The following is a 24,260-nucleotide window of genomic DNA, read 5'->3' as shown; positions in this document are numbered from 1 at the left end:
CTGCCGGCGGAAAGGAAACGACATGGATGCGCCAGTTTATGCTCGCCCGGATATCAGCCTGATCGGCCGTGGGCTCGGGCCACATGGCGCCGATCTCTACATCGGCGGCAGGGAGGGTGCCAGCAACCGCGAGATGCTGAAACGCCATGGCATAACGGTCGTCGTCAACTGCGCGGTCAATCTCGATATCAACCTTGTCAGAGCACCGGACGAGCCAGCATCCGAAGAAATTTGCGGGAGCGGCTACGCGGATATTCGCTACTACAAGGTTGGACTGATCGATGGCGAGGGCAGCCCGGAAACAATGCTGCTGGGTGCCTATTATATTCTCGACGGCGCCCTGCGTCAGAGCATACCGAAAAGGGCCACCTATCCGTTTCCCGACGACGGCAATATTCTCGTCAATTGCCGCAGCGGTCGCAGTCGCTCCGTTTCGCTCGTGGCACTGTTCCTTCACAAGCAGCAGCCGCACCTTTATCCGACATTGGACGCAGCCGTCGCCCATATTCGCGAACGTCGCGAACTGCGTCCGGACGAGTGGTTTGAAACACCGAAGCCTATGCTTTACGAGGCTGCTCGTCGTGCGTCGAAATGGATTGACCTGATCGCCGCGGCCCCATCGGATGACGTGATCTCCAATGCCTGAATTGCCCTCTGTCGCCATCATCGCCGATGCGCACTTCCATGATGTCAAAGCCGGGTTCGATTTTCCCGGCATCACGATTGACGGCGACCGGATGGCTCTTCGCAGCTGGGTCGACACGCGCCAATCCACGCGAGTGTTCAATGAAAGTACGCAGGCCCTCTTGGCTGCATTGGATGAAGTGAAACGGCGCGAGATCAGGCATGTCGTATTGCTCGGGGACTATTCGGACGATGGTCAGCGCGAAACGCTCGCAGGCCTTCGAGAAATCCTGGCAAGGCATGCTCGCGAAAACGGGACGAAGTTTTACGCGCTTCCCGGCAATCATGATATTTTCGGCCCCGCTGGCCGCCATCACACCAAAGGATTTCTAGGCCAAAATGCCGAATCCGTGGAGGTGACAAGTGATAGCCAGAATACAGCGCCCGGCACGATTTTCAGCGCCGGCATGTTCTGTGAAGGTTATCCCGTTGGGCTGCGTGCGATGGCAGAGTTCGGCTACTTTCGCCAACCGCATTATCTGCATTGGGAAACGCCCTTCGGCGCGTCCGATGCGATCGAGGCCCGGCGATATGATACGGTTTCGCCGGATGGCCGCAACCATTATCGGCTCATGGATGCCTCCTATCTCGTCGAGCCGGAGGATGGGCTTTGGCTCCTGATGATAGACGCAAACGTTTTCGAGCCGCGTGACGGATCCTGCGATACGGGGGAAGAAGCGGCCTTCATCGATAGCACCGCAGCGGGATGGAACGCGCTTCTTCGCTGCAAGCCGTTCATCATCGATTGGATCGCCGATGTCTCTTCGCGCGCCAAAGCTTTTGGAAAGACGCTTCTCGCGTTTTCGCATTATCCGGTGCTCGATCCATTCGATGGTGCGACCGGTGCCGAATGTGTCCTTTTCGGAGAAACAAACGTGGCGCGCAGGACACCGCGTGCCGCCGTTGGGGACCGGCTTCTGAACGCCGGCGTGGCTGTGCATTTCAGCGGACACCTGCATGTCGAGGGCGTTACGCGCCGGAGTCTCGGCGAGCACGAGATCGTCAACATTGCCGTTCCCTCGCTGGTCGCCTATCCGGCCGCCTTCAAACTCGCGAGGCCCAGCCTCGACAGCATCGAAGTCGAAACCGTGGAACTCTCCGGCCTGACACTCGATCAAAACATCATCACCGCGTATCGGCAGGAGAGCGATCGATCGGGCACGCCGCGGGATGCCGCCTTCGACGCAAAAAACTACGGCGCCTACTTGCGGGCGCACAAGAAAGCCCTTGTCCATCATCGCTACTTCCCCAAGGAATGGCCGGCGGATGTCCTGGATGCGGTATCGGACCTGAATCTTCTGCAGGCTTGCCGGATCATCGACAGCAAAGCGCCGGCGGATGACGATCTGGCATCAATCGGCATGATCGACGCAATCGTCGACTGGTATTGCCTGAGGCAGGCGGCCATGCTGGCCTTGGATGACATAACGGCGCAAAGGCGTGATCTTTACCGTAAGCTGGCGCAATCCTATGGTCGAGACCCCGGCCAAGGCAGCGACGGAACGGTCGGAACGTTTCTGGCTATTTTCTTCGGTGCTTTTATCAATTTTCTGGATCGTGCTGAGCGCGACGCCAGATCCTTCAAGATTTCTCTCAAGCACAAATCCGCGGCGGCGTGATCGTTCGAAGCCGATACCAATTGCCACGCATTACCGCACCGTCTTGCGCTCGACCATTGAGACCGGGACGACCTGAAGACGAGTTTCCTGGTCGTCGGATTCGAGCGCCGCAACCACGCTCTCGGTAAGAGCCGAGAATGACTGCGCTACGGTCGTCAATTCATAGCTCTTCCAGGCAGCCTGCGGGATGTCATCGAAGCCGACGACCGAAAGGTCTTCGGGCACTTTGCGCCCCGCCTCCTTGCGGGCCGCATCCAGAAATCCGAGCGCCAGAAGGTCGGTTACGCAGAATGCGCCATTGATCGAGCGATCTTCGAGAAGCTCACAGCCCGCGCGGTAACCGCTGTCATAACTCGTTGGCCCTTCCGACCACGGGACGACCTCCACGCCCGAGGCTTTCATTCGTTGGCTGAATGCCGTCGCGCGACGGACTTGGGCAGGCGTGGTGCTACCGCTCGTCACCAGCGCCACTTTGGTACATTTCGCCTGGAGCAAGCGTTGCGCCGCGAGATCAGCGCCGCGAGAGTCATCCGTCAGCACCAGGCTCGTATCGGTGCGTTCAAGCACCTGGTTGACGAGAACGAGCCTGACGCCGTTCGCCGTGCATTGGTCGATGATGGTGGACGGTGGTTCGCCGGAGAGAACGACAATTGCGCGGGCGCGAAATTCGAACAGAAGTTCGATCAGCGGCGCAATGTCCTTGCGGGCATCGGTGGCATTGAGAAGAAGACACTGCATGCCCTTTCGCAAAAGCGCGATACTCAGGAGATCGAGCTGTTTCGCGATGAAGGGCGAAGCGATGTTGGCGCCGACCACCCCGATCAGGTTCGAGCGGTCATTGTTCAGGCCCTGCGCCAGCCGGTTCACCCGATAGCCCAGTTCTCGAGCTGCCTTGAGGACCTTGCGTTTGACCGCAGGCGAAACACTGCCGCCTTCGGTAAAAGTCCGTGAGACCGCGGAACGGGACACTCCGGCGCGCTTTGCCACTTCTTCAGCCGTCACGAACGCTCGCGCCATGCACCCTCCTGCCGTCCAACTTCCGACTTCGCTCATCACGCGCCACCCTGTATGGCGGCGCTCATATAAGTGTCCGGAAATCCGTACGTCTGCAAGCTCATACGCCAAGTCGGCTTACAAGCCGGCCCCAATACGAAAGCCTCTCGCAAGAGATTTATCTGCCCCAGAAGCAAGGCAACGAGAATATCTTGTTGCAGTTTAAAAATATCTTTTTTAAACAACAAGTTAGACCGATGACCACGTGTGCATTTTTCTATTGACAAAAATTCCACGCAGGCAGATTATGTATTCCATGAGCAGGCGGTAAATAGAATTTTTGTTCTGCTCAGGTTCGCGATGATCGGCCTTCGCATGAGGAGTTTGCGGAGATCGACATCCAGGTGGGCAGCTTATGCCGACGACCGATGCGAGCAGGGAGGATTGTTGTAGATCAGCGGTATTTCTGTCCTGCAGATGCCGGCCTCCGCCGGTTTGCTGGAAGACAGATTCGCGCCGCTTCCCCGCACGCAGTGTCGCCGCTCGCTATCCGATCGTCGCATTCCGAAGTCCAAAGGGGAAGAGAATGGCCTTAATCAGTGAAGCAGCGAAGGCGCCGCCCGCGACTGGCACCGTGCGTCAGCCTACCGCCTGGCAAGGATGGCGGTACCGGGCGAAGGTCGCGTCACGCGAACCTACATCGCTGATCGGTTTGCTGACCGCACTTCTATTCACCTACCTTATCGCCGTCCCGATCGTATCGATCGTTCTTGATGCTGTTCGCGTGCAGTTCGGGCACGAACGGCGGCTCGCCAAGGATATCGGCGATCTGACGAGCTATTACCTCGACCGCGTTTTCATCTCGCCGGTTTCGGTCGATCTCTTCTGGCGGCCGCTGTTCAATACGTTGACGGTGGCGATCGGCGCCATATTGCTGTCTCTCGTCGTCGGCGGCATCCTTGCCTGGCTGATCAGCAGGACGGATATGTTCGGCCGACGCTGGTTCGCAACCGCCCTGATCGTTCCCTACATGCTGCCTGCGTGGACGTTTGCGCTTGCATGGACGACCCTTTTCAAAAACCGCACCGTAGGCGGTCAGCCTGGGTGGTTCGAGGCTATGGGCCTTACGCCGCCGGATTGGGTCGCTTATGGCCGTTTCCCGATCACCATTATCCTGGCTCTGCACTATGCGCCCTTCGTCCTTCTGCTTTTCGGCTCGGCTCTGCGCCGCTTCGATTCGCAGCTTGAGGACTCCGCTCGAATTCTGGGCGCCCGGCGATATCAAGTCGCTCTCAAGATCATCCTGCCGCTGATGCGCCCGGCGCTTCTGTCGTCCATGATTCTGATTTTCGCAAAATGCCTCGGCGAATTCGGGGTGCCTTACGTTCTCGGCCTGCCGGTAAAATTCGAAGTCCTTTCCACCTCGCTGTTTCGCAGCATTGCCTCCCGCCAGACAGGTGTCGCCGGCGTCGTCGCCGCATCGATCATGATCATCGGCATCACAACATTGATGATCGATGCACGGCTTGTGCGGGAAGCACGACGCTTCGTAACCGTCGGTTCCAAGGGGTCCATGAACCGGCAGAACCGTCTCGGCAATATGCGCCTTCCCGCAACGGTGTTTGCGGCTGCCATTTTTGTTCTGAGTGTCGGCTTGCCGCTGGTGACCTTGTTTCTGTCGACGGTCATGAAGATGCCGGCGCGCTTCACGCTCGACAATTTCACACTCGATTACTGGATCGGCACCAACCTCAATACCGTCGCGCTGCAGACGGGCGTGCTTCTGAGCCCGGACCTCTGGTCTGCCGCCAAGAACACGCTGACGATCGTCGGCCTTGCATCGCTGACCTCCGGCATTCTCGGCCTGCTGGTGGGATATGTGGTCATCCGCACACCGGTTCGCGCATTGTCGATATATCTGCGGCAGGTCACCTTTTTGCCCTATCTCGTTCCCGGCATCGCATTTGCGGCGGCATATCTCTCGCTGTTTGCCGTCCCGCGCGGTCCCATGCCCGCACTCTACGGCACCGTGACCATTCTTGTGCTGGCGCTGATCGCGGACCAGATGCCCTACGCATCCCGTGCAGGCATTTCCGCCATGACACAGCTCGGCAAGGAGCCTGAGGAAGCCGCGCAAATTGCCGGCGCAGGCTGGTTCCGCCGCATGATCTCGATCGTCATCCCGATCCAGAAGGGGTCACTCGTCACCGGCGTGCTGCTGCCGTTCATTTCCGGCATCAAGGGGTTGAGCCTGTTCGTCATCCTCGCCGTGCCAAGCACCGACGTGCTGACGACCTATTCGCTGCGCCTCGTCGACTACCACTACACACAAGCGGCCAATGCCGTCGTGCTCATGATCGCGGCAATCGCCTACCTTGGAACGTTGGCGGCCCAAAAACTCACGAAGACCAATCTCGCAGAAGGACTCGGAAGCTGATGCCGACTATCAATCTCAACGGTGCCCAGAAGAACTACGGCGTCAATTCAGCCAACGCAGTCTCCGATCTGGACCTGGAAATCCGCGATGGCGAGTTCATGTGCCTTCTGGGACCATCGGGCTGCGGCAAGACAACTACGCTGCGGATGATCGCCGGGCTGGAAAACCTCTCAGGCGGCGAAATCCGGATCGGCGAGAGGGTCGTGGACTCGGTTCGGGAAGGGGTATTCGTACCGCCGGAAAAGCGTGAAATGGGCCTCGTCTTCCAGAGCTATGCACTCTGGCCGCACATGACGATCGAACGCAACACGGATTTCGGCCTGCGTCTGCGCAAGCTGCCAAAGGCCGAACGCGAAGCGCGGGTCGAACAAGTCATGCAGGCGCTCGATATCGCCAAATATCGCGACCGCTATCCGTCGCAACTTTCCGGGGGGCAACAACAGCGTGTCGCCCTCGCCCGGATGCTGGCGGTCAATCCCGGTGTGCTCTTGCTCGACGAGCCGCTCTCCAACCTGGATGCCCGCTTGCGCCTTGAAATGCGCGCCGAGCTCAAACGCATTCACAAGGAATTCAAGACGACGATCGTCTTCGTCACCCACGACCAATGGGAGGCAATGACGCTCGCAACCACGATCGCCGTTATGAACAATGGCACCCTCCAGCAGATGGGCACGCCGAACCAGATCTATGATCGTCCGGCCAATCGCTTCGTTGCGGAATTTGTCGGCAGCCCCCCGATCAACATCCTCGAGCTGGACACCAGCGACATGACCGACATCGCCCGGGAGGCGGCCGTATTCCTCTCCGCGCGACATCCAGCGCTGAAAGGCATCGGCGCGATCGGCATCCGTCCGGAAGCGATCGGCTACACCGCGGACAAGGCACAGATCCCACCCGGCAGCTTCAGCGGCGAGATGATCGTAACGGGCGTGCTGCCGACGGGCGGCAGCTGGATCCTCGAACTCCGAAGCGACAACAACACGCTCTTTCTGACGACGTCGGTGCTGCCGCGGGTAGAGCCTGGCTCGAAAACGCATTTCTACGCGGAGACGAGCGCGCTGCATGTCTTCGATAAGGCCGGCATGAGGATCGCGGAAGCGGATGCCCTTCTCGGGGCCGCCGCTGTCAACTGAATCACTGCAAGGAAAACCACGACTCAAGGGAGGAAAAGTCGATGATTTCTCGCATGAACAACACGTTTTACCGAAGGGCGCAGTCAATGCTGCTCTCGGTGGCCGTTCTGGCCGGAACAGCTGGAGCATCAATGGCCGCAGACGCCTTTGATCTGCAGGCCCTGATCGAAGCCGCCAAGAAGGAGGCCCCGATCACCGTCTACGATAGTACCGGTAAGATCGTGGACATGGCGAAAGCCTTCTCGGCCAAGTACGGGCTCCACGCACAGGGAGCGAAGATAAAGGCAGCGGCACAGCTCGAGATGATGATCCGTGAAGCCCAGGCAAAGAACGTTCAGGGCGACGTCTCGATCGTAAGCGACGCTCCGGCTGCCATGGCTCAGCTTCTGCCGCAGGGTTTCGCGGAAAGTTGGCTGCCGCCGGACATGGCGCCCAAAATCCCGGCGGAATATCAGACCCCGCTGACAGTCGTCACAAGCGCCAACGTCTGGGCTTACAACACCGCTCTTTTTGACAAGTGTCCTGTTACCAATATCTGGCAGCTGACCGAGCCCAAGTGGAAGGGCAAGGTGGCAATGCAGGATCCGCTGGGCAAATCATCCTACATCGATTGGTTCAATCAGATGGCGAAGCACGGCGACGACAAGATCGCCGCTGCCTACAAGGAGCTTTACGGCAAGGATCTTGCTGCGGGTGAAAGCAGCGCGACCGCAGCATGGGTCAAGGCGCTCGCTGCCAACAGTCCGCTGCTCACCGATGCCGACGCCGGCGCGGCCGACGCGGTCGCCGCACCAGGGCAGACCCAGCCTTTCATGGGCATGATCAGCTCGGCAAAGTTTCGCGACAACAAGGACAAGGGCATGAAGCTCGGTCTCTGCAGGGATCTGAAGCCGTGGCTGGGGTGGATGTATCCAGGCATCGGCCTGATCGCCAAGGGCACCAAGAGCCCGAATGCTGCAAGGCTGTTCATCCACTACGTCATGACTGCCGAAGGCATCGCGCCCCAGGCGGAAGACGGGAAGTTATCGACCAACCGTGACGTCTCCCTGCCCGCAGACGAACCGTCCGGCATCGGTGCCGTGCTTAGCCAGGTTTTTCCCTACCGGATCGCGACGAGCCTTGGAGACTGGGACCAACGCGATGCATGGCAGGATTTCTGGCGCTTGAACTACAAAAAATAACGGGAGGGACAAATGAAGACGTTGAGAAAGCACAGGGCTGCCGTTGTGGCCGGCTGGGTATTGGCTGCCTTGCTGCCCGCCGGCATCGCGGCGGCGCAGGAGAACACATTCAATCTCGATGCCCTAATCGAGGCGGCACGTAAGGAACAGCCTATCACGGTCTATGCCGTGACAGGAAAGATCGTCGATACGACAAAGGCATTTTCCGAAAAATACGGGGTGAGGGCGGCCGGCAAGAAGGTCAACGAAGCCATGCAGATCGAACTTATGATTCGCGAGCATCAGGCTGGAAACGTCGTGGGTGATATCAGCGTCGCGACGGATGTCGCCTCCGCAATGGGGCAGCTTCTGCCGGAAGGCATCGCTACAAGCTGGACGCCACCCGATATCGCTGCCGATATTCCGGAAAAATACCGCAATCCGCTCGTGGTCGTCTCTGATCCGCATGTCTGGACCTACAACACCCAGAAATACGACAAATGCCCCATCGACAACGTCTGGCAACTGACCGAAACGGAGTGGAAAAGCAAGGTCGCGATGCTCGACCTGTTCGACAAGCCGCTCTATGCGGACTGGTTCAACCAGATGGAAAAGCATCACGATGGAGACATGGCGCGTGCCTATGAACTCCAGTACGGCAAGAAGCTCGATACAGGCAAGGAAAGCGCGACGGCTGCCTGGGTAAAGGCCTTTGCCCAGAACGGTCCATTGCTGTCCGACTCCACGACCGTCGCCAATGCTGCCGGCGCACCCAACCAGGCGAACCCGTTCTTCGTCATCACCTCCACGGCCAAATACCGCGACAATATCACGAGCGGCCTCAAGCTCGGGATGTGTACCGATATCAAGCCGTTTGCAGGCTTCCTTTATCCGGGCTTCGGGCTGATTGCAGCAAAGACGAAGAGCCCCAACGCCGCCAAGCTGTTCATCCGCTATCTGATGACGGAGGAAGGCGTTGGGCCGCAGACCGTGGACGGAAAGGTCTCCGGCAATTCCAAAATCAGCCTGCCTGCGGATGAGCCGTCAGGCGTCTCGGCACATCTTGGCCGGTTGATGGCTTTCGAAGCCGCAACGGCAGGCGACGATCTCGACAAGCGCGAAAGCTGGCAGGATCTCTGGCGCGTTAACTACAGAAAATGAGCAAAGCGCGGACCCCGTCCGCGCCATTCCTTGGGAGGGGAAGGTGAACAAAATGATATCCGCAAAACGCATGGTGAAACTGTCGGCCTTGGCTCTGGCAGTCGGGCTCGGTGCACCGCACGTACGCGCTGCAGACGACGTCCACGCATTGATCGAAGCCGCCAAGAAGGAAAAGCCGATCAATGTCTATGACAGCACCGGCAAGATCGTTGAAATGGCGGAGGGTTTTACGAAAAAATACGGTTTGAAGGCGACCGGGGTAAAGGTTTCGGCAAACAACCAGCTCGAAATGATTATCCGCGAAAGCCAGGCCGACAATGTTCAGGGCGACGTCGCGCTCATCACCGACACTCCGGCAGCACTTGCACAGTTGCTGCCGCAGGGTTTCGTCCAGAGCTATCTGCCGGACGACATGAAGGCGAAGATTCCCTCTGAATTCCAGAACCCGCTGGCGATTTCCACGAATGCCAATGTCTGGGCCTACAATACGGAGGTCCATGACAAATGCCCGGTAGCCAACCTGTGGGAGATCACGGAACCGAAGTGGAAGGGCAAGGTCGCGCTCGTTGATCCGTTGACCAAGAGCACCTACACAGACTGGTTCAACCAGATGGAAAAGCATGCCGACGGCAAGGTCTCCGACGCCTACAAGGCGCTTTATGGCAAGCCGCTCCAGACCAAGGAAAAAAGCGCATCCGCGGCCTGGATCAAGGCGGTGGCGGCAAACGCTCCATTGCTGGTCGAGGGTGACGACCCTGCCTCGGAAGCGATCGGTGCGCCGGGGCAAAAGACGCCATTCTTCGGCCTGCTGAGCTCTGCCAAATTCAGGGACAACAAGGATAAGGGCTACAAGCTCGGCCTTTGCAAGGAGCTGCAGCCTTGGGTGGGATGGACCTACACCAAACTCGGTCTTATCGCCTCCAAGACGAAGAGCCCGAACATGGCAAAGCTCTTCATTCGTTACGTCCTGACAGAAGAGGGCATCACCCCACAGATGAAGGACGGCAAGCTGCCCACCAACATCGACGTAAAAATGCCTGCCGACGAGCCGTCGGGATTGGTGGCCGTCTCCAACCGTCTCTTCGCCTATGAGGCCTCGACCGGCCTGGCGGATTTCGAACACCGCGAGGAATGGCAGGACTTCTGGCGCCTGAACTACAGCAAATGACCCCTCTCCGGCACGCGGCACCCCTGTGCCCGTGCCGGAACCTTGATGATGGAACGATGACATGACCAGTTTGCAGAAAGCTTCGGACGATTTGCCAAAAACCGGAGAACAGCGCGTGGCGGAGGCAAAACGCCTCATGGCTGTGGCGACGATGGCGGCCCGCACTGTTGAGGCGCCGCTAATGGCGGCTTTCAGATCGGATATGGAGGTAGACTACAAACGCGACCTGCACGATATCGTCACCGTCCACGACAAGAATGCCGAGATCACCATCCGCAATATTATTCTGGAGAATGAGCCGAATTCGGCCATTCTCGGGGAAGAAGGCGGACAGATCGGAGATGGAGACATCCGGTGGTATGTCGACCCCATCGACGGCACGGCGAACTTCGCCAGCGGCTTTGCTTTCTGGTGCGTATCGATTGCGGCCGTTCGAAATGACAGCGTCGTTGCCGGCGTCGTGTTCGATCCTGTTGCGAACGCGCTGTTCTCGGCCGATCTCGAGCATTCCTATCTGAATGGCGAGATCATACGATCGAAGGCCGCGGATGATGAACGGCGTGCGACGCTGATCACCGGCTATCCTGTGTCGCGCGATTTTCGTCTCGACGGCCGAGAGATCGCCCTTTCTCGTCTTGGTGATCTCGTGGACACATTTTCCACTGTGCGCCGACCCGGTAGCGCCGCGCTTAGCATCGCGCACGTGGCGGCTGGTTTCGTCGATGTGGCAGCCGGCTTTGGCGTCAATTCCTGGGATGTGGCGGCCGCGATCCTGATCCTGAAGAACGCCGGCGGCCGTTACGAGCCCCTTACTTTGGGAAAGGTGCCCCCCGGCAGCCCGGATTTCATGTGCCCAGGCTATGTCGCCACCGGCAGTGGGGGTGACTACCCTACCCTCAATCGGATCGCGCGGGAAATCTCCAGCGCTCGTATCGGGAAACTTCTGGCGAGCAACGGAGCGGCGTGACGGATATGATGAACAGAGCCAACGAAATTAGTGGCGAAAGAGATGAATCGCAACAGCTCGATAAGCTGAGCCTCATTTACGAAAAACATCCTGCCTACGGTGTGGATCTCTATATCTCCGGCAAGGAAGGTGCAAGCGATCTACCGATGCTGCGCGAGCACGGTATCACCACTGTCGTCAACTGCGCAGTCAATCTGGACTTCAACTACGTGCAGCAGGCGGCACTGGTTGCGGACCATGAGGGCAGCGTCTACGGGCCGGGGGAAATCCGATATTACAAAATCGGCCTCATTGACGGCAGCGGAAATCCCGACACACAGATGCTCGCTGCCTATTACATTCTGAAAGCAGCGCTCGAGCAGGTTTTGCCCGAAAAGCCATCCTATCCGCGCCGCGAGCACGGTAGCGTGCTTATCAATTGCCGAGGGGGGCGGTCGCGCTCGGTTGTGGTCGTCTCGCTTTTCCTGCACTCGACTTTGCCACAGGAATTCCCGACGCTGGAAAGCGCCGTCGCGTTTGTCCGGACACAGCGAAGCCTTCCCGAAACCGAGTGGTACAAGGCGCCGAAGCCGGTCCTCATTGAGGCCGCCAGGCAAGCCGCGGCGTGGATTCGGGGTATCGAGGAAAATTCGCGGCCGGTGCGCTCAAAATGACCTTCATGATCGCCATCGTCGCACTTGCCGGACACATCGCCCTTCTTCTCTGGGGCACCCGAATGGTGCAGACGGGCATCCAGCGAGCCTTTGGTCCCGGCTTGAGGTCGTTTCTGGGTCGTGCCCTGAGCAACCGCTTCAAAGCATTTTTGGCCGGGCTGGGCGTGACCGCGATCCTGCAAAGCAGCACTGCCACGGGCTTGATGGCATCGGGTTTTGCTGCGGGAGGTCTGGTCGATCTCGTACCGGCGCTCGCTGTCATGCTTGGTGCGAACGTTGGAACGACCCTGATCGTTCAGGTCCTGTCCTTTGACGTCGCTGCCGTGTCGCCCGCCCTTATTCTCCTTGGCGTACTGATGTTTCGCCGAGCTCAGAACCCGCAGGTCCATGACCTGGGGCGTGTGTTCATCGGCATCGGCTTCATGCTGCTTGCGCTACACCAATTGCTCGCCGTGCTGACCGAATACGCAGACACGCCGGCTTTCGAGGCCGTGCTTTCGGCAATTTCCAAGACGCCAGTTCTGAGCCTGATACTCGCCGCCATTCTGACCTGGGCAGCACATTCGAGCGTTGCCGTGGTCCTGCTCGTCATGTCCTTGTCCAGCAAAGGATTGATCGATCCCTATCAAGCCTTCGCACTCACTCTCGGCGCCAACCTTGGCACAGCGATAAATCCGGTCGTGGAGGGCAACACCCCCGGCGATCTTTCCGCCAAACGGTTGCCATTGGGAAATCTAGCGACGCGCGTTGCAGGGATCGGCATCGTCTTCACCGCGCTTTCACCCATTGTCACGTGGATGATGGCGATCGATACCGACGGCGCACGGATCGTTGCAAATTTCCATACGGCGTTCAATCTCATCGTTGCCGTCGCAGTCATGCCATTCCTCGGGCCTTTGGCAAATCTGTTGGTCAGGCTATTGCCGCAGAAGATCGACGCGACCGATCCTGGCCTTCCCCGCTACCTCGATGCTTCAGCCAAAGAGACGCCGGTCGTCGCATTGCAGGCAGCCGCCAGAGAGGTGCTGCGGCTTGTGGACATTCTCGGCGAGATGCTGAAAGGCACGAAAGCAGCTCTGACAAGCAACGATCGACGTGCCCTTTCGGCGTTACGGAGGATGGACACCATCCTTGACCGGCTGAATAAGGCGGTAAAGCAGTATCTGACTTCGATTGATCCTGATGAACTCAGCGAGACCGACCGCCACCGGCTCGACGAAATTCTACTGTTCTCTACCGGCCTCGAACATGCCGGCGATGTGCTTGACCAGAACGTCCTTCCCCATCTGGCAAAAAGGCTGCGGCGGGGTATAAAGTTTTCGAAAGACGGGCAGCGCGAATTGTCCGACCTGATCGACCGCCTTTCGACAAATCTCAGGACCGCTTCGGCATTGTTCATGTCTCAGGACGAGCGTGTGGCCAGAATGCTGGCAGATGAAAAGATCGTCTTCCGCGAAGCCGAACGCGAAGGCATGAGCGATCATTTCAAACGCCTTCGCAAGGGCGATATCGACACCGCCGAAACAAGCTCGCTCCATCTCGATTTGCTTCGTGATTTCAAACAGATCAATTCGCACCTCGTTGCCGCGACGGCTTATCCGGTTCTCGAGCGAAAAGGAGAGCTGCTTCAAAGCAGAACTACCCGTCACCCGGATCTGGAAACTCCTTCATCATCGCCGAAGAACCCCGTGTTTCGCCGATCTCGTGAAATTCCAAGCTCTTGAGATCTCATCAGGGGTGAGTAGCGGCCTGCACCGTGGCAGAGTGAGGTCGCTTCTGTAACGGGCTTTAGCGAGTCAATCCCTTTTGAGCCTAATCCCTCGCCGAGTGCTTGCTTCTGTCCGCAGTCGACGCGGGGTCGCTGCTTTATGGGGTCTGCTGAGGACCGGTTGGCCAATCTAGAAACGCGCAGTCCACTGGGGCTGCTTACCTCACTGCGGCCTAACCCATCCATCGTCCCGGCGAAGGGACCTTGCTCCGGGGGGCTGATGGTATGGCCCGCCCGAAAGCCTGTCTTGTTACATCCTTTTACACCCTCCTCCTCAGCCGGCCATGACTGGCGCTGCCTTGCGAGGAATGAAGTTGGTTCCGTCCCTGAGCATGCGGTGCAACACCACCGCCAGCTTGCGGGCCAGTGCAACGCGCGCCTTTCTGGGTCCCGCACGTCTGGCAACCGCCAGCGCCCAAGTTTTAAGGTCCGATCCTTTGACCGGCGGGGTCAGGATGACGTTGGCCGCCTCGTAGAGCGCGGTTCGCACACCCACATCGCCGATCTTCGAGATGCGACCACTGTAGTCGGTCTCGCCCGATTGATACTTCTTCGGTGTCAATCCGAAATGCGGCCCCACCGCTCGTGATGTTCGGAAACGCTCAGGCGCGTCGACGGCCGCCGCGAATGTTAGTGCCACCAGGACGCCGACGCCCGGCGTCGTCATCAACCGACGGGCTTTGTCGTCCTGACGGGCGATGACACGCAACTTGCGTTCGAAACCGGCAAATTCGTCCGCAAGCGCGTCGCGCGCTTTCAACAGCGACGCGGCAATCGCCTCCAAGGTCGGATGACCTTCGATCAGTTCGCGGATCCGTGCCGCATAGGTGCGTCGCGTCGTCGGTCCCACCTTAAGGCCGAAGCCGCGAAGAATGCCGCGGATGCTCATCTCGATGTCATGAGGTTTCCCCTGGATCAGTTTGCGGGCTGTCAGCAGCGCGCGCACCTCTTGGGCGGCAAGAGATTTGCAGTGGACCGGCCTGAACCAACCAAGCCGCATCAACCTGCGCAATGCCCCGCGCATCCTTCTTGTGGGTCTTCACCGGCATCGTCTTGAAGGCCGCGCACGTGCCGCGTCTCGATCAGCTCGACCGCCAGACCCGTCTTCGCCATCCCGGCATAAAGCCATTGCGACAGGGGGCCAGCCTCAAGGCCGATCCGCTCCATGGCCACGCCGTGCTCGGCAAACCAGGCGGTCAGCGCATCGGGCTCGCTGAGGACCTTCGCTTCCCGCACGATGCGGCCATCCGCATCCACCACGCACACACTCGAGTATTCCAATGATACGTCGATGCCGGCATACTGCTTCATGGTCGTCTCTCCGTGATGCTATGGAGCAGGCCACTCCTGACTCCGCGACACCATCATTGTGAGGGACGACCACCAAACCTTCAAACTCGGCTGGCTGGGCTCCGCCCGTTACACCATCTAGAAAACTCTCTGGAGGCCGGGCGATCCAGCACTCGTCGGCGCTGCTTTATTGTCCTCGAAGATCGCGGTTTTTGTAGTTTGGGGGCATGAAGCAGCCAGTTCATGCTGTTGACGGAGACCTAGTATTTAATGAGAATGCGTTCAGAAATTTTGCTCATTATAGAACTCAGCTTTCGTTCATTCATGCCATGCAATTTGTTTTGAAGATCGAACTACGGGGGAACGGCTTGATCAAGGCGCCTTGTTGTCAATGAGGAACATCGTCCTGTTTTCGGGAGGGACCGCCTGCCGCACCATCAACATCGCGCTCAGCCGCCGCCAGGTGCATCTGACGCGCATCGTGCCTGCTTGGGATAGCGGTGGAAGCTCCAAGGCTATTCGCGAAAAACTTGGCATTCTTTCCATCGGCGATATCAGGCAGGCGCTGATGACGATGGCGCACGGGGAAGGACGCTCCGGGGATATCGTGCGGATCTGTAACACGCGCCTCTCTGCCAACCGCAGCGTGGAAGAGACATCGGCAGAGTTTGAGTATTACGCCGAGGGACGCCATCCGCTGCTGGAGCGGATGGAAGCTGGATTGCGCGGGGCGATCCTCAACTATTTGAAGACCTTCTCCACCACGGTGGGCAAGGGTTTCGATTTCCGCAACGGCAGTATCGGCAATTTCATCCTCACCGGCGCCTGCATTGCTCATAATGGCGACGTCAACACCGCGATTTTCGTCTTCCGCAAGCTTTGCGGCATCGCCGGCAATGTCTGGCCATGCTCGCTCGACAGCGACCTCATCCTGTCCGCGACCTTGAAGAATGGCAACCGGCTCGCCCCGCAGGATGTGATTACGAAGATGTCGGACAAGGATGCCGAGATCGGCATTCGGGCGATCGAACTCACGCGTAAGCAAGGCCTTACGCCATCCGCCAACCCCGCTGCGTTGGAAGCCGTCGAGCGCGCCGACCTGATTGCCTTCGGGCCCGGCAGCTTCTACACCAGCGTTCTGCCCCATCTGCTGGTCGATGGCGTGTTGGCGGCGGTCGAGCGGGCAAGCTGTCCGAAGGTGTTCATCGGCAATATTCTGCAGTGCCGTGAGACGCTGGGCATGTCGCTGGGCGATGTCGTGTCCGCTTTCGGCGACACATGGCGAGCAGGTGACGTTGAGACGTCGCCGTCCCTGCAGGTCCTGGGCAATCGGCTGCTCTTTCCTTTCGAGAAGACAGTCGGGATTTTTCCCTATCTGGCCGACGACCTGCCGAAGGATGGCGCGCATGTGACCATGCTCGACGAGCTGGAGGATGCCTGGAACCGCGGCCAGCATGAAGGCGATCTGGTTGCAGACCGGCTGCTGGCGATCGCTTCGGCTGATGAGGCGGCCCGGAATGATTGATCATATCCGCCGCATCGATGACACCCGCTCGGTGCATGGGTTCCTGACGGTCGAAGAAACGATCCTGCTTTCCGAGCGCGGCGTGACGATGATGGATCCGTTTTCGACGCTGGTTTCGAGGCAGATCCGGCTTACGGCCGGCATCTTCATCTGGCCGAACGTGACGATCTTGACTGGGGAGAACGGTCGCATCTCGATCGGCTCAGGAACGGTTCTGCACAGTGGCGTTCGCATGGAAGCCAATGCGGGCTCAATCCATGTCGGTGCTGATTGCGATATCGGCCAAGAGGGTGGATTCACATTGGTTGCCGCCGGCAATGACGATGCCATCACGGTCGGCAACGGTGCTCGGCTGAATGGCGGCGGCTCGATTGCCATAAAGGCCGAGAAAAGAAAATTACTGTGGCCGCGTGGGAGCAGGGATGCAAAAAGCCAAACAGCACAGCTATCAAGATTCTCGATCTTGTTGAGCGGAAAGGGCTGGATATCCTTCGCTAGGATATCAACCAGTTCCTTGATTAGATGCCTGCCCTGTGCGGGCATTTTCTATCAGGGGATACAACTTAGTGTTTGTGGCACTTGTTAGTGTTTGTGGCACTTGCTCCATAATGCCGGAAATTTCCGCCTTCATCGACAGCCTCGAAAGCGACTCGGCCCCTCGCCTTTCGCCGACGGGTGTGATCGCCCTGATGCTAGCCGACGCAGCCCTGCGGGCCGTCAAGGAAGGCAAGTCGATCGTCATCGACGAATAAGTCCAAGGCATCTGGTGTCGGACACAGATGCCTGGGGCGAGAAGACGGGAGCGCTCCCGCAATAACGGCGACGCGGCTTTTCGACGGAAGGCCGCGTCAAGATTTTCTTGCGTTGAAGCCCCGTGAGCATGCATGATGGACGAGGTTCATCACATCAGGGGGATGAAGCACCGCTCCGGCAACGAGTCGTGCGCGGAAATATCCAAATGGACCGCACGAGCAATGTGAGACATTGTTTGCTCGTATCGGCGCTTCAAAAACCCAGCTTAGATCGAAAGAAATTCCGTTGAAAGCCAAGCTAGGCTTGAAAGATGTGGCTCTGGATGCCGGTGTTTCGCTCAGTACCGCGTCCCATGTTCTCAACGGAACCGCGCCGATCTCCATAGAGGTTCGCGAGCGGGTGCTCAATTCCGCGCAAAGGCTGGGATATCTGGAAAAGCGCAGGAGCCGGGCGACGATCGCCACGCTTCGCACCATCCTCCTGGCGATCACCAGCGATGCGGCGCCTCACAGCGACGTCAATCTCGTCAGCTGGACGATGCTCAACAGCTTGCGCCAGGAATGCGAGCGGCTCAGCATCCGGATCGTGCCTTTCGTCAGCGCCGGCAGCCGGATCGACGCCAACGAGGTGCGCCGGATGGCGCAGGCCGAAAACGTCGACGGCATCGTCATCCTCAACGACGACCGGCAGGAACTGATCCGCGCCCTTGCCGCAGGACGAGCGCCGCTCGTCATCCTGAACGGCGAGGACCCTTCGATGCTGGTCGATACGGTCACCGGTGAAAACCGCTTCGGCGCCCGCCAGGGAACCGAGCACCTGCTTTCGCTCGGCCATCGCCGCATCCTGCATCTGACCTGGAAGGGCAGGACCACCATCCGCCGCCGGTATGACGGCTATGCCGATGCGCATCTTGCAGCCGGCCTTGCCGTATTGCCGGAGATGATCGTCGAGGCGGAGGGATACGAGCCCCGCCAGGGCGAGCAGGCGATCCGCCAGCTGCTTTCCCAAGATAGCAGCCTGCGCGGCGCAACCGCGATCTTCTGCGCTGCCGACAACCTGGCGCTTGGCTGCCTCAGGGCGCTTTCAGCCTTCGGCATGCGCGTGCCGGAGGAAATGTCCGTGCTCGGCTTCGACGATATCGTGCCTGGGGAATTCAGCACCCCGCCGCTCTCGACGGTCCAGTTGCCGACCGACCGGCTGGGGGCGGCCGCAATCAGCCTTCTGGAACAGCGGCTGGTCGCCAACGATCCGCTGCGGCCGGCCTACCGGCTGGAGCTCGGCTGCAAGCTGGTGCTGCGGGGCAGCGTCGCGCCGCCCCGCAGGTGAACCTCATTTCATTCCGGTGCCGGCAATGCCGGTGGTGATGTATTTCTGCAGGAACAGGAAGACGACCGTGACCGGCGCCAGGCTCAGGAAGGTCATGGCGAGGATGTAGTTCCACTGCACCGAGAACTCGCCCTGGAAGGCGTTGAGCCCGACCTGCAGGGTGAAGTTTTCGCGGCTGCTCAAGACGATCAGTGGCCAGAGGAAGTCGTTCCACCGCCAAAGGACGGAAAAGATCGCCAGCACCGCGAGGGCCGGCGCCGTCAGCGGCAGGACGATGCGCCAGAAGATCCGGAACTCGCTTGCCGCGTCGACACGGGCCGCCTCGATGAGTTCGTCGGGAATGGTGAGCATATACTGGCGCAGCAGGAAGACGCCGGTCGGCGAGGCGATCGTCGGGATGATGATGCCCCAGAGACTGTCCACCAGGCCGACGCCGACGACGACCAGATAGGCCGGGACCATGACTACCGTCAGGGGGATCATGAGCGTCGAGATGATCAGCACGAAGATCGCCTTCTCGCCCCGGAAGCGGTATTTCGACAGCGCGAAAGCCGCAAGCGCGTTGACGACGAGCGTCAGCAGTGTTGCGACGAAGGTGACGAAGACCGAATTTTTCAGAAAGGTGAGGAAGTCGAACCTGGTGAGCGGATCGGTATAGTTCTCGGTCGCGATGGTGAGCCGCTGGACCGGCGACATGCTTTTGACGTCGACGCTGACCGGCGGTCCGGGATTGCTCGGATCGATCATCTGGGCCTTCAGCCCGATGCGCCGGACCATCGCCATCTCGCGCCGTTGGCCGTCGACGTCGACGGTCCAGAGGCTGAGCGGGGCGTCGAAGCCCGGTACGGTCTGCTGGACCGCCGCACGCGGCAGCAGCGTCGGCGGAAAGCGGGTGATCTCGGCGGCCGGCTTGAACGAGGAAAGCCCCGCCCAGACCACCGGAATGAGCACGGCAAGCGTGCCCAGGACCAGCCAGGCCCAGGAGAGAATGTCGGTGAGGCCGATCCGGCCCGGCCGGCGGGTGCGTGTCAGGAAGGCGATGGGTGAGAGGCCTTGCGACATGGTCAGGACTCCATCTTGCGGCCAAGCCGCAGCTGTATGAGCGTCAGGGCCAGCAGCACGAGACCCATCAGCACCGAGGCGGCCGAGGCGAGGCCGAAAAGGCGCAGGTCGCTGCCAAATGCCATCTGGTAGATGTACTGCACGATGAAGCTGTTTGCCGTGCCGGGCCCGCCGCCATTGGTCAGCACCCAGGCTTCGTCGAAGATCTGGACCGAGCGGATCATCAGCAGGATCAGCACGACGAGCAGGTTCGGCCCGAGAAGCGGAAGCGTGATCCGGAACAGCGTGCGCCGGGGCGAGGCAGCGTCGATCGAGGCGGCTTCGTAGAGGTCCTTCGGAATGGCCTGCAGGCCGGCGAGAAGGATCAGCGTATAAAAGCCCATGTGGAACCAGACCGAAACGACCACCACGAAGAAACGCGACCAGCCGACGTCCAGCAGGAAGATTTCCGGCGGAACGCCGAGCATCTGCAGGAAGGCGTTGAGCAGGCCGTTGCGGTCCAGGAACCACTTCCAGATCAGGCCGATGACGACCGGCGACAGCAGGACGGGATAAAAGAACATGGCCCGGAAGAAACCGCGCGCGGCCATCGCCCGGTTGAGGATGAGAGCGGTCACCAATGCCACGAGCAGGGTCGCGGCGACATTGAAGCCGACGAACCACAGCGTGTTCCAGACCGCCGTCCAGAACAGGGATTCGCGGCAACTCCCCGGACGAAGGTAGTCCTCGCACTGCAGGAGCTGGCGGAAATTGTCGAAGCCGACGAAAGGCCGCTCCGACACGAAAAGGCCGGTGCCGCCGGTAAAGGCGTAGCCAACCGCGATGGCGATGGGCAGGAAGGTGAAGATGCCGAAAAGGATGAGGTTCGGTGCGAGGAACAGATAGGGCATCCGCTTCCTGCCCATCAGCCGTTCGAACCCGTTGATCGGTGCCTCGACGATGCCCATGACGAAGTCGAGGGCACGGCCGCCGAGATCGGTCGCCTTAGGCGTGCTCATGGACATCACTCCGTTGGCTGACGGACTGCGGCAGAGCCAGGCCGCTATCGGGATCGAAGACGTGCACCCGGCCGGATAGCGGCATGATCCGCAGAAGGTCGCCGGTCCGCGGCGCGAAATGGCCGGTCTGGTGGACGATGATCTGTTCGTCCCGCCCCTCGAGCGTCCCGTAGACATAGGTCTCGGTCCCGAGGCTCTCGTGATACTGGACGACGAACGGCAGTCCTTGGTCGCCGACCAAAAAATGCGCGGGCCGTATGCCGACGAGCACGGCCTGGCCTACTTTCGCCGCGGCGGGATCGATCGACGCAGAGAGCGGTGCGCCGTAGCCGGCGTCGATCGTCACCCCGGCTTCGCCGACCGCCGTCACCTGGCCCTTCAGCATGTTCATCCGCGGCGAACCCAGGAAGCCCGCCACGAAGAGGTTCCTCGGATTGTCGAAGAGTTCGAGCGGCGTTCCGACCTGTTCGATCCGGCCGGCATTGAGCACGACGATCTCGTCGGCCATGGTCATCGCCTCCACCTGGTCGTGGGTGACGTAGATCATCGTCGTTCTCAGCTGGCGATGCAGCCGGGTGATTTCCGCCCTTGTCTGTACGCGCAGCGCCGCGTCGAGGTTCGAGAGCGGCTCGTCGAAGAGGAAGATATCGGGATTGCGCACGATGGCGCGTCCGATCGCGACACGCTGGCGCTGGCCGCCGGAAAGCTGCCGTGGCTTGCGATCCAGATAGGGCTCGATCGCCAGCATGCGGGCCGCCTCCCCGATCCGCGCCTCGATTTCGCTGCGCTTGAATTTCAGGTTCTCGAGCCCGAAGGCGAGGTTCTTGCGCACGCTCATATGGGGATAGAGCGCATAGGACTGGAAGACCATGGCGATCTTCCGTTCCGCCGGCGAAAGCTGGACGACGTCGCGCCCGCCGATCTCGATGCCGCCGGCGCTGATGTCCTCCAGCCCCGCGATGATCCTCAGAAGGGTCGACTTGCCGCAGCCGGACGGACCGACGAAAACGACGAACTTGCCGTTGTCGATCGTCAGGTCGATGCCGTGCAGAACGGTCAGCGCGCCGAACGCCTTGGTGACATTCGTAAGTTTCAGATTTCCCATTCCCTGCTCCCGTCAGGTTCAGTCACTTTATGGATGACGCTTTCGACGTTCCAGCCTTCCGGTATCGGTTGCGGCCTCTCGAAATGCGTCTCCTCGATCGTAATCTCCTCTATGCCGGCGGTAAAAAGCGCCGGCATGCCACCCGGGTAGTCGACAAGGCCGACCACCCGTCCGTCCGCGCCCTTCGTCCATGCATTCGCTCGGCCGGCAGCGTCCGCACTCGGTGCGATATCCGCGTTGGTCGGCCTCAGATCATAACGAAGTCCGGTGCCGAGCGGACCCTTCCGCTGCCGCAGTCGCAGCCGCGAAAGCCTGACGCGGTCGATTCCTGCGGCGGACGTCGAAACGAGCGCGATCGCCCCGTCCATCTGGCCGTGGAGGTCCTCGACGACGAGGTTTCGAACGACACCGGCCCGGCGGGTGGGGATGCGATCCACCACCGTCACCGTCAGCGCTTCGCCCGATCCCCAGAAGCCGTCGAGCGTCTCCTGGCAATCCACCTCTATCCGGGAGAAACGGATATTGGTCATGTGCCCGCCGTCGCGCGAAAACAGCCCCAGTCCTCGGTTTGAATCCTGGATGCGGCAGTCCTCGAAGACGACGTCGGTGAAATCGCCGTAGGATTCCGTGCCGATCTTGAGCGCGCAGCTGTTGCTTTCGACCAGGCAGCGGCGCACGAGCACGTTTTCGCATTCTCCGATCGCCTGGCCGTCCGCCCCAGTGCTGGTCTTCAGGCAGATGCCGTCGTCGGCCGTCGATATGACGCAATCCTCCACCACCGCGTGCCGGCAAGCGTCGAGAACGAGGCCGTCGGTATTCGGCATGCGCCGGTTGTTCGATACCTTCACGCCGCCAACATAGACGTCGTCGCAATTGACCAGGTGCAGCGTCCACATCGGCGAATCGACAATTTCCAATTGCTCGATCCGCACGCCGCGGCAGGATTCGAAGACCACCACCCGCGGGCGGAATTCCGCCGGGACAAAGGTGCCCATCGCCTCGTCATTGCCGGCGATGAAATGTTCGCCGCCCGCCTCGATCCGCCCCGGGCCGGTCAAGGCTATGTCCGTCGCGTTTCTGGCGACGATCATCGCACGGTTCGACTTCTCGGCGACAACCGAAACCGATGTCTGCTCGTAAGCCCCGTAGTCGGCCGCCGGGCGCAGGATCGCGCCCATCGCCAGATGAAGCTCGATGCCGGATTGCAGCCTCAGGCCGCGCGTATTGTGGACGCCTTCGGCAAGTTCGACGCAGCCGCCGCCGCGCGCTGCCACCTGGTCGATCGCCGCCTGAATGCGCGCCGTCTCGTCCTCCTGCACGGGCTCGATGAGAAGGGACGGGAACCTGTTCATGCGCCCTCCTCGCCCTCGAGCAGGACTTCCGTCAGCAGCAGCATCGTCAGCGCCTGCCCATAAGGGGTCGGCAGGTTGGGGATCCGGCGATAGAAATCGAGATCGTGCCCCATCGGGGTGCCATCCGAAACACCCTGGACGACGCCCTCGTCGTCGACCTGGGAGAGCACGGCCGCCAGCGCGCGTTCCGCATGCACCCGGTTGGAAGGATCGAGGATGCCCGCATCGATGCCGCGCAGGATGCCGTAGGCGATCCCGGCCGTCGCCGATGTTTCAAGCGGAGATGTCGGGTCGTCGAGCAGCGTATGGAACATGCCGTCCGGACGCTGCAGTCGCTTCAGCGAGTGGACCTGGCTTGCAAGCACGTTCGAGAGGAAACGCTTGTCCTTTTCCTCGAGATCGGGAACGAGCTCGAACAGTTCGGGAATGGCGACCGTGATCCAGGCGTTGCCGCGCGCCCAGAAGGCCTTGGCGAAATTGTGCCGGCCGTTGAAGGTCCAGCCATGGTACCAGAGGCCGGTGACCGGATCGGACAGATAGCGGGCATGCACCATGAACTGGTAGACGGCCTCGTCGATCCAGTCGCGACGCCCGCAGGCGACGCCCGCCCGCGCCAGAAACAGCCCGGCCATGAACAGCGTATCGTCCCACAGCTCGCCGTCGTTCAGCCGTTCCTTGACGACGTGCTGAAAACCGCCGTCCTCGGTCTTCGGAAGCCGGTGGACGAGCCAGTCCGCCCAGTCCTCGACAAGCGCGCGGAAATCCGGCCGGTCGACATGTTCGATAAGGATGGCGAGCGGCAGCATCGGTGCCGTGCTGTTGATCTGCCGCGGCGGCAGGCCCCGGCCGATTTGCCGGCCGTACCAGGCGACGAGGTCGTCGATAGCCTTCCGGTCGCCGGCGGCAAGCGCGCGGCGCAGGAAGCCGTAGAGGCCGACGCCGACTTCCCAGTCCCATTCGTCGAACTGGATACCGCCGTCCGCATCGGCACCGGCAAGGCCTTCCTTGATGCCCTTGAGGCGGCTGAACGCAACCGCGACCTGATCGATCGTCTCCTGCAGGGCCGGTTTGTTGAGGGTCATCGAATCCATCGGTCGGAATGTCCT

The 24,260-nt window shown here is 60.3% G+C and carries 20 protein-coding genes and 1 pseudogene; 14 read left to right on the top strand and 7 right to left on the bottom strand.

All coding sequences use genetic code 11. The annotated features are described in order from the left end of the window. Positions 1-22 precede the first annotated feature (22 nt). Entirely contained in the window at positions 23-646 is a 624-nt protein-coding gene (locus ACSQ3G_RS23745; RefSeq protein WP_436111931.1) for a dual specificity protein phosphatase family protein, read from the top strand. Further along, a complete protein-coding gene (locus tag ACSQ3G_RS23740; RefSeq protein WP_436111930.1) occupies positions 639-2,303 on the top strand; it encodes a metallophosphoesterase family protein in 1,665 nt (554 codons plus the stop codon). Before ACSQ3G_RS23745 ends, ACSQ3G_RS23740 begins: the two co-directional genes overlap by 8 nt. 30 nt (positions 2,304-2,333) lie before the next feature. Here ACSQ3G_RS23740 and ACSQ3G_RS23735 read toward each other — a convergent pair whose 3' ends face one another. Beyond that, a complete protein-coding gene (locus tag ACSQ3G_RS23735; protein ID WP_436111929.1) occupies positions 2,334-3,320 on the bottom strand; it encodes a LacI family DNA-binding transcriptional regulator in 987 nt (328 codons plus the stop codon). Positions 3,321-3,882: 562 nt separating this feature from the next. Here ACSQ3G_RS23735 and ACSQ3G_RS23730 point away from each other — a divergent pair. The 8 genes from ACSQ3G_RS23730 to ACSQ3G_RS23695 all read left to right on the top strand — a co-directional run bounded on the left by ACSQ3G_RS23730 (position 3,883) and on the right by ACSQ3G_RS23695 (position 13,699). Continuing rightward, a complete protein-coding gene (locus ACSQ3G_RS23730; RefSeq protein WP_436111928.1) occupies positions 3,883-5,733 on the top strand; it encodes an ABC transporter permease in 1,851 nt (616 codons plus the stop codon). After that, a complete protein-coding gene (locus ACSQ3G_RS23725; RefSeq protein ID WP_436111927.1) occupies positions 5,733-6,866 on the top strand; it encodes an ABC transporter ATP-binding protein in 1,134 nt (377 codons plus the stop codon). Before ACSQ3G_RS23730 ends, ACSQ3G_RS23725 begins: the two co-directional genes overlap by 1 nt. Positions 6,867-6,952: 86 nt before the next feature. Next, positions 6,953-8,047 (top strand): ABC transporter substrate-binding protein, encoded by a 1,095-nt coding sequence (locus tag ACSQ3G_RS23720; protein ID WP_436113178.1) that lies wholly within the window; start codon positions 6,953-6,955, stop codon positions 8,045-8,047. A 12-nt stretch (positions 8,048-8,059) separates the two neighbouring features. Next, positions 8,060-9,187, top strand: a complete 1,128-nt coding sequence (locus ACSQ3G_RS23715; protein ID WP_436111926.1) for an ABC transporter substrate-binding protein — start codon at positions 8,060-8,062, stop codon at positions 9,185-9,187. A gap of 52 nt (positions 9,188-9,239) precedes the next feature. Then, positions 9,240-10,355 carry an ABC transporter substrate-binding protein gene (locus ACSQ3G_RS23710; protein WP_436113177.1) on the top strand — a complete coding sequence of 372 codons (1,116 nt, stop codon included), beginning with the start codon at positions 9,240-9,242 and terminating at the stop codon, positions 10,353-10,355. 61 nt (positions 10,356-10,416) lie between these two features. Further along, positions 10,417-11,322 carry an inositol monophosphatase family protein gene (locus tag ACSQ3G_RS23705; RefSeq protein ID WP_436111925.1) on the top strand — a complete coding sequence of 302 codons (906 nt, stop codon included), beginning with the start codon at positions 10,417-10,419 and terminating at the stop codon, positions 11,320-11,322. 8 nt (positions 11,323-11,330) lie between these two features. Beyond that, complete coding sequence (locus ACSQ3G_RS23700; RefSeq protein ID WP_436113176.1) at positions 11,331-11,975, top strand: dual specificity protein phosphatase family protein; 645 nt, start codon at positions 11,331-11,333, stop codon at positions 11,973-11,975. Next, positions 11,972-13,699 carry a Na/Pi cotransporter family protein gene (locus ACSQ3G_RS23695; RefSeq protein ID WP_436111924.1) on the top strand — a complete coding sequence of 576 codons (1,728 nt, stop codon included), beginning with the start codon at positions 11,972-11,974 and terminating at the stop codon, positions 13,697-13,699. Before ACSQ3G_RS23700 ends, ACSQ3G_RS23695 begins: the two co-directional genes overlap by 4 nt. 318 nt (positions 13,700-14,017) lie before the next feature. On the opposite strand, the pseudogene ACSQ3G_RS23690 reads toward ACSQ3G_RS23695, so the two are convergent. Continuing rightward, positions 14,018-15,054 (bottom strand): annotated as a pseudogene (locus ACSQ3G_RS23690) (IS110 family RNA-guided transposase). Between the two features lie 370 nt (positions 15,055-15,424). Between ACSQ3G_RS23690 and ACSQ3G_RS23685 the strand changes: the two are divergent. The 4 genes from ACSQ3G_RS23685 (at position 15,425) to ACSQ3G_RS23670 (ending at position 18,637) form a co-directional block, all read left to right on the top strand. After that, on the top strand, positions 15,425-16,558 hold the full coding sequence (locus ACSQ3G_RS23685; protein ID WP_436111923.1) for a gluconeogenesis factor YvcK family protein: 1,134 nt from the start codon (positions 15,425-15,427) through the stop codon (positions 16,556-16,558). Further along, entirely contained in the window at positions 16,551-17,144 is a 594-nt protein-coding gene (locus tag ACSQ3G_RS23680; RefSeq protein WP_436111922.1) for a hypothetical protein, read from the top strand. Before ACSQ3G_RS23685 ends, ACSQ3G_RS23680 begins: the two co-directional genes overlap by 8 nt. A 22-nt stretch (positions 17,145-17,166) precedes the next feature. Then, positions 17,167-17,310, top strand: coding sequence for a hypothetical protein (locus ACSQ3G_RS23675; protein WP_436111921.1), 144 nt, complete (start codon positions 17,167-17,169; stop codon positions 17,308-17,310). A 286-nt stretch (positions 17,311-17,596) separates the two neighbouring features. Then, the gene (locus ACSQ3G_RS23670; protein ID WP_436111920.1) at positions 17,597-18,637 is read left to right on the top strand and encodes a LacI family DNA-binding transcriptional regulator; all 1,041 of its coding nucleotides are present in this window, start codon (positions 17,597-17,599) and stop codon (positions 18,635-18,637) included. A gap of 3 nt (positions 18,638-18,640) precedes the next feature. Here the strand turns inward: ACSQ3G_RS23670 and ACSQ3G_RS23665 are convergent, their stop codons facing one another. The 5 genes from ACSQ3G_RS23665 to bglB are packed head-to-tail and all read right to left on the bottom strand — an operon-like array spanning position 18,641 to position 24,245. Beyond that, positions 18,641-19,699 (bottom strand): carbohydrate ABC transporter permease, encoded by a 1,059-nt coding sequence (locus tag ACSQ3G_RS23665; protein WP_436111919.1) that lies wholly within the window; start codon positions 19,697-19,699, stop codon positions 18,641-18,643. A gap of 2 nt (positions 19,700-19,701) precedes the next feature. Beyond that, positions 19,702-20,697, bottom strand: coding sequence for a carbohydrate ABC transporter permease (locus ACSQ3G_RS23660; protein ID WP_040125508.1), 996 nt, complete (start codon positions 20,695-20,697; stop codon positions 19,702-19,704). Continuing rightward, positions 20,684-21,802 (bottom strand): ABC transporter ATP-binding protein, encoded by a 1,119-nt coding sequence (locus ACSQ3G_RS23655; RefSeq protein WP_436111918.1) that lies wholly within the window; start codon positions 21,800-21,802, stop codon positions 20,684-20,686. The genes ACSQ3G_RS23660 and ACSQ3G_RS23655 overlap by 14 nt, the downstream gene beginning before the upstream one ends. Continuing rightward, positions 21,790-23,154: a polygalacturonase PglB gene (pglB, locus tag ACSQ3G_RS23650; RefSeq protein WP_436111917.1), complete on the bottom strand. Its 1,365-nt coding sequence runs from the start codon at positions 23,152-23,154 to the stop codon at positions 21,790-21,792. Before pglB ends, ACSQ3G_RS23655 begins: the two co-directional genes overlap by 13 nt. Continuing rightward, the gene (gene bglB, locus ACSQ3G_RS23645) at positions 23,151-24,245 is read right to left on the bottom strand and encodes a beta-galactosidase BglB (RefSeq protein ID WP_436111916.1); all 1,095 of its coding nucleotides are present in this window, start codon (positions 24,243-24,245) and stop codon (positions 23,151-23,153) included. The genes pglB and bglB overlap by 4 nt, the downstream gene beginning before the upstream one ends. Positions 24,246-24,260 lie beyond the last annotated feature (15 nt).

The organism is Neorhizobium tomejilense, assembly GCF_964254135.1.
GTDB lineage: Bacteria > Pseudomonadota > Alphaproteobacteria > Rhizobiales > Rhizobiaceae > Neorhizobium > Neorhizobium tomejilense.
The sequence above is the reverse complement of the archived record's forward strand: the minus strand, read 5'-3'. Positions and strand labels throughout refer to the sequence as shown.